The sequence below is a fragment of the Aeromicrobium sp. genome (genome assembly GCF_014378035.1).
In the GTDB taxonomy this organism is placed as follows: Bacteria; Actinomycetota; Actinomycetes; order Propionibacteriales; family Nocardioidaceae; genus Aeromicrobium.
Window position 1 is genome coordinate 1 of sequence record NZ_JACMOM010000214.1, and the last position, 5,354, is coordinate 5,354.

Annotated in this window: 4 protein-coding genes and 1 pseudogene; all 5 read left to right on the forward strand. The window is 62.4% G+C overall.

What is annotated here, in order from left to right:
• A partial coding sequence (locus H7290_RS11100; protein ID WP_290514078.1) for a polysaccharide biosynthesis tyrosine autokinase occupies nt 1-1,108 on the forward strand: 1,108 nt, incomplete at its 5' end.
• Nucleotides 1,109-1,273: 165 nt separating this feature from the next.
• Entirely contained in the window at nt 1,274-3,100 is a 1,827-nt protein-coding gene (locus tag H7290_RS11105; protein ID WP_290514079.1) for a nucleoside-diphosphate sugar epimerase/dehydratase, read from the forward strand.
• Nucleotides 3,097-4,230 (forward strand): aminotransferase class V-fold PLP-dependent enzyme, encoded by a 1,134-nt coding sequence (locus H7290_RS11110; RefSeq protein WP_290514080.1) that lies wholly within the window; start codon nt 3,097-3,099, stop codon nt 4,228-4,230. Before H7290_RS11105 ends, H7290_RS11110 begins: the two co-directional genes overlap by 4 nt.
• Nucleotides 4,227-4,823 carry a sugar transferase gene (locus H7290_RS11115; RefSeq protein WP_290514081.1) on the forward strand — a complete coding sequence of 199 codons (597 nt, stop codon included), beginning with the start codon at nt 4,227-4,229 and terminating at the stop codon, nt 4,821-4,823. Before H7290_RS11110 ends, H7290_RS11115 begins: the two co-directional genes overlap by 4 nt.
• A pseudogene (locus tag H7290_RS11120) lies at nt 4,823-5,354 on the forward strand (hypothetical protein); the annotation flags it as partial. The gene H7290_RS11115 and the pseudogene H7290_RS11120, both read left to right, overlap by 1 nt.

Here is a 5,354-nt window from a genome sequence, read left to right on the forward strand (position 1 = left end):
CCTGCGGATCTCAATCACTGACACGTCTCCGGCCGAGGCAAAGCGGCTCACCCAGGCCACTGCCCAAGTCTTCGTCAAATATGTCGCCGAGCTCGAGACACCCCCTGGTAAGTCGGCGGCCCCAGTTAAGGCGTCCATCGTAGATCGGGCAACCACCCCAGTCAGCCCGATCTCACCCCAGCCGACCAGGAATGTACTCCTCGCGGCGATCCTCGGGCTGCTCGCCGGCGCCGGGGTGGCTGTGTTGCGTGACACGCTCGACACGCGCGTCTCCTCAGTAGAGGACCTGGCCGAGTCGACGGGCGACGCACCTGTGCTCGGCAACATCCACTTCGACAAGTTCGCACTCAAGAACCCGCTCATCACAGAGTTGAGCAGTCATGCGCCGCGTGTCGAGGCGTTTCGGGTGCTGCGCACGAACCTGCAGTTTCTCAATGTCGATGCCAGCCACAAGGTGTTTGTCGTCACCAGTGCCCTGCCCGGCGAGGGCAAATCGTCCACCGCGTGCAACCTGGCCCTCACACTCGCTGATTCAGGACAGAGGGTATTGCTGATCGAGGGCGATCTTCGTCGTCCGAAGGCGACGACGTACTTCGGACTTGAGAACACCGTGGGCGTCACCACTGTGCTGTTGGGCCGCCTCAAGTTCGACGAAGCGATCCAGTCAGTCGTCCCACGCGCCGACCTGCTCGCGAGCGGCAGGACGCCGCCGAACCCGGCAGAGCTGTTGCAGTCAGTCGCGATGCGGAAGCTGATTGCTGAGGCCCGCGAGCAGTATGACGTGGTGCTCATTGATGCGCCGCCCCTTCTTCCAGTCACAGATGCCTCTCTGCTGGCGGCGAACTCGGATGGCGCGATACTGGTGGTGCGCCACAACTTGACGACACGTGACCAGGTGGCCGACGCAGTCACCAGGCTCCAGTCGGTCGACGCCCGGCTGCTCGGCACGGTCGTGACGATGGCGCCCGAACCCAGACGTGGCCGGGGTAGCTATGGATACGGATACGGATACGGATACGCCCCGGAGGCTGAACACGCCCTTTCCGGCAAGTCCGAGCGGAAGCCTTCGAAAGATTTTTCTCGCACGAACCCCGCCAAGGAGCAATGACCTCACGGTCTCAATCTCCGAAAAGTTCCGATACGTGATAGATCGTTGCTAATCTCAACAGGTCCAGGTGCGAGATGTCCGCTGTCAGGACACACCACACCAGCCAAGCACAAGAAAGGCTGAGCATTGCGCCCGCCTGTGACGCGCCTGCTGCGCGAATCACGCGTGTCGGTCCTGATTCTGATTGACGCCCTCGCGTGGACAGCTGCGATGTATTTCGCCGTCGCGCAGCGGTTTGAGACTTTGTCGATCAATCGAGTTCTACATGTCTCTGACGCCAACTCCAAAGTGCCCATCTACGGCGTGCTGGTTCTCGCGGTTATTGCCATCGTCTCCCATGTGCTTCTCGCGTGGGTCGTCCGTCTGCACCAGGGACGCACGGCTCTCGGGAGCTTCGAGGAAATGTTCCTGCTCGTGAGCGTCATCATTGGCGCCGGTGGCATCGCCACGGCGTCCAATGCCCTCATCAGCCAGCCGTACGTCCCGCGGGCAACCCCCCTCGTCGCCGTGTTCATCGCGGTGGTCTTCTGTGCCTGGCCACGAGGGTTGTGGCGGATCTTGGTCAGCCAGCCGCTTCGAAGCGAAAGCGGGGTTGTCTCGACTCCGGTGATGATCGTCGGGGCGGGTGACGGGGGGTGCGAGCTGGTGAAGTCAATGCAACGTGACTCGGATCAGCATTGGCGTCCGGTCGCGTTCGTGGATGACGACAGGCGCAAGCGTCACTTTCGCTACCGTGGGATCAGGGTGGTGGGCACGACCGAGCATCTCGGCCGGCTCGCGGCGCGGGCTGGTGTGAAGACTGTCATCTTGGCCATCCCCAGCGCGGACTCGGTGTCGATCAGCAGGCTCAACGAGATCGCGCTGGACGCCAACCTCGATGTCAAAGTCCTTCCGAGTGTCGACGAGCTGCTGACTGGGGTGCACTACAGCGCGGTGCGCGACCTCTCACCGGAGGATCTCCTCGGACGGCATCAGGTCGAGATCGATGTGCGTTCAATCGCTGGCTACCTCGCTGGAAAACGTGTGCTGGTCACAGGGGCCGGTGGATCCATCGGATCGGAGCTCTGCCGACAGATCATCCGGTACGGCCCGTCCGCGTTGCTCATGCTGGACAGAGACGAGTCGGCTCTGCACTCGCTCGCGCTCTCGATCTACGGCCGAGCCGACCTGGAGTCCCAGAACGTCGTGCTGGCCAACATCCGTGAGGCTGATCGCATGCTTGAGGTTTTCGAGCAGCACCGTCCTGACGTCGTGTTCCACGCGGCCGCACTCAAGCATGTCAACATGCTCGAGAATCATGCCTCGGAGGCTGTGAAGACCAATGTGCTGGGCACGCTCAACGTGCCCGAAGCGGCCGCCACGTCCGGCGTTGAGCGATTCGTCAATGTGTCTACGGACAAGGCAGCCGATCCGATCAACGTGCTCGGCTTCACCAAGCGGATTGCCGAAGGGCTGACCGCTGCGTTTGCTGACAGGGCGAGCGGCATCTTCCTGAGCGTGCGATTTGGCAATGTCCTAGGCACGAGGGGCTCGGTGCTCCGCACGTTCACGGCACAGGTCGAGGCCGGCGGCCCGTTGACCGTGACCGATCCGGAGGTCACCCGTTACTTCATGACCATCCGCGAAGCCGTCCAATTGGTCATCCAGGCGGCGGCCATCGGTCGTGACGGTGAGGCGTTGGTGCTCGACATGGGGGAGCCGGTCAAGATCGCTGACGTGGCCAGGCAGGTTGCGCAGCAGGCGCACCGCCAGATCGACATCGTTTACACCGGTCTCAAGCCCGGCGAGAAGATGCACGAGGTGCTCTTCGGCTCTGATGAGCTCGATGTCCGACCGGTCCACCCTCTCGTCTCGCATGTTCATGTTCCGGTGGTATCAGCCCTTGCTGCGCATCAGATTCAACTACATGAGGAGAACGCTCAAGTAGCCCGATCGGCAGCCTCCGTGTGTGTGGAGATGTCAAGACAACCGTCGGGGTCCATCGCGCCGTGAGTCGTATTTATCTCTCCAGTCCCGACATCACCCCGCTCGAGGAGCAGTTCGTCGTCGACGCGATCCGCTCGGGGTGGGTAGCGCCGCTTGGTCCGCACGTCGACGCCTTTGAACGGGAGATGGCCGGGCGCGTCGGCACTCAATATGCCGTCGCACTCAACTCGGGCACTGCCGCGCTGCACCTGGTGCTCGTGTCGTGGGGCGTCGGCCCGGGTGACTACATCCCGACGTCGACATTGACATTCGCAGCGACGGCCAACGCGATCACCTATACCGGTGCCACGCCGGTGTTCATCGACTCTGATCTCGAGTCGGGCAACATCGACCCCGCGCTCCTCGATGAGACCATCACGAAGCTCAGAAGTGAAGGCAAGAGTATCCCGGCCATCGTGCCGGTCGATGTGCTCGGCAAATGTGCTGACTATGAAGCGATTGGCGCGGTCGCCGCCAAGCACGGCGTGAAGGTGCTGTCCGACTCCGCAGAATCCCTGGGTGCACGCCGAGGCGACATCAGGGCCGGCTCCTTCGGTGACGCGGCGATCCTCTCCTTCAATGGCAACAAGATCATGACCACGTCAGGTGGCGGAATGGTTACGACTGATGACGCTGCCTTGGCAGACCACGTCCGCTTCCTGTCCACTCAGGCACGCGAGCCTGCCATCCACTACGAACACAAGGAAGTCGGCTACAACTACCGCCTCTCCAACCTGCTGGCGGGCCTGGGCAGGGCTCAGCTTGAGCGACTGGACGACATGATCGCGGCTCGCCATCGGCATCGGCAGATGTATGCAGACCTCTTCGCCCAGGTCGACGGCGTCGAGATCTTTCAGCGCGAGGGCGACGAGCATGACAACTGCTGGCTGACCGCAATCGTGGTGGACCGGCCTGTGACCGGGTGGGCCACAGCCGATCTGATGAAGCACCTGGCCGCCGACGACATCGAGAGCCGACCCCTCTGGAAGCCCATGCACCTGCAGCCGGTGTTTGCCGACGCTCACCACTCCACCACCGGATCAGCTGAATCACTCTTCGACACAGGTCTGTCGCTGCCCAGCGGATCTGCCTTGACTGAGGACGACGTTGCGCGGGTGACGACGGCTATCGAGCTCTTCCTGGGAGATCGTCAATGAGCGGTCAAACATACGATCCGCTCAAGCGTGCGCTCGACGTTGTCGGCGCCACATCGCTCTTCGTCGTAACGCTGCCCGTCCAAGCCGTGGTCGCCGCGTTGATCCGCCTGAGATTGGGAGCTCCGATCCTTTTCCGCCAGGACCGGCCCGGTAGGAATAATGAGATCTTCACACTCGTGAAGTTTCGGACCATGGCGGACTCGGGCGCCACCGATGCTGAGCGGATGACGCCGCTTGGCCAGCGACTTCGTTCGCTGAGCCTGGACGAGCTCCCGACGTTGATCAACGTCGTCAGGGGGCACATGTCGTTGGTGGGGCCACGCCCACTTCTGGTGGCCTACCTCGAGCGCTACTCGCCCGATCAAGCCAGGCGGCACGAGGTCCGGCCGGGCATCACCGGATTGGCTCAGGTTTCGGGGCGCAATGGACTGCCGTGGGAAGATCGACTGGCGCTGGACGTGGCCTATGTGGACTCCCGAAGCCTCCGCACAGACCTTGCCATCCTCGCAAAGACCATCCTCCCGGTGCTCGGACGGCGCGGCATCACTGAAGAAGGCGCGGCCACCATGACCGAGTTCCAAGGGAGTCAGTGATGAAGGACCTGGTGATCATCGGCTGCGGTGGTTTCGGGCGCGAGGTCGCCGATGTGGTCGATGCGATCAACGAGGTCGAGCTGAGGTGGCGAACGGTGGGCTTCGTCGACGATGACCCCCGCGATGTGGATCTTGATCGTGTGCACCGTCGCGGGAGCACAATCCTCGGAACGCTGACAGGTTCGGCGCCGTTTGCGCGCGGTACGCATTATGTCGTGGCAATAGGTCATGGGCCGACTCGGGAAAGGGTGGCGGGGCGCGCTCTCGAGATAGGTCTAACCGCCGCGACTCTCGTTCACCCGTACGCCTCGATTGGCGCCAACGTCACGATTGGGGCTGGTTCTGTGATTTGCAGTCACGTTGACGTCGGCGCAGATTCCACGATTGGAAGCCATGTCCACTTGGACAGGGCAACTCAGGTGGGACACGATTCTATCCTGGCGGACTACACGACAGTTCATCCGGCAGCCGTGATTTCTGGTTCCTGCCGCACAGGAACAGCAAGTGAGCTTGGAACCAATTGCACGCTCC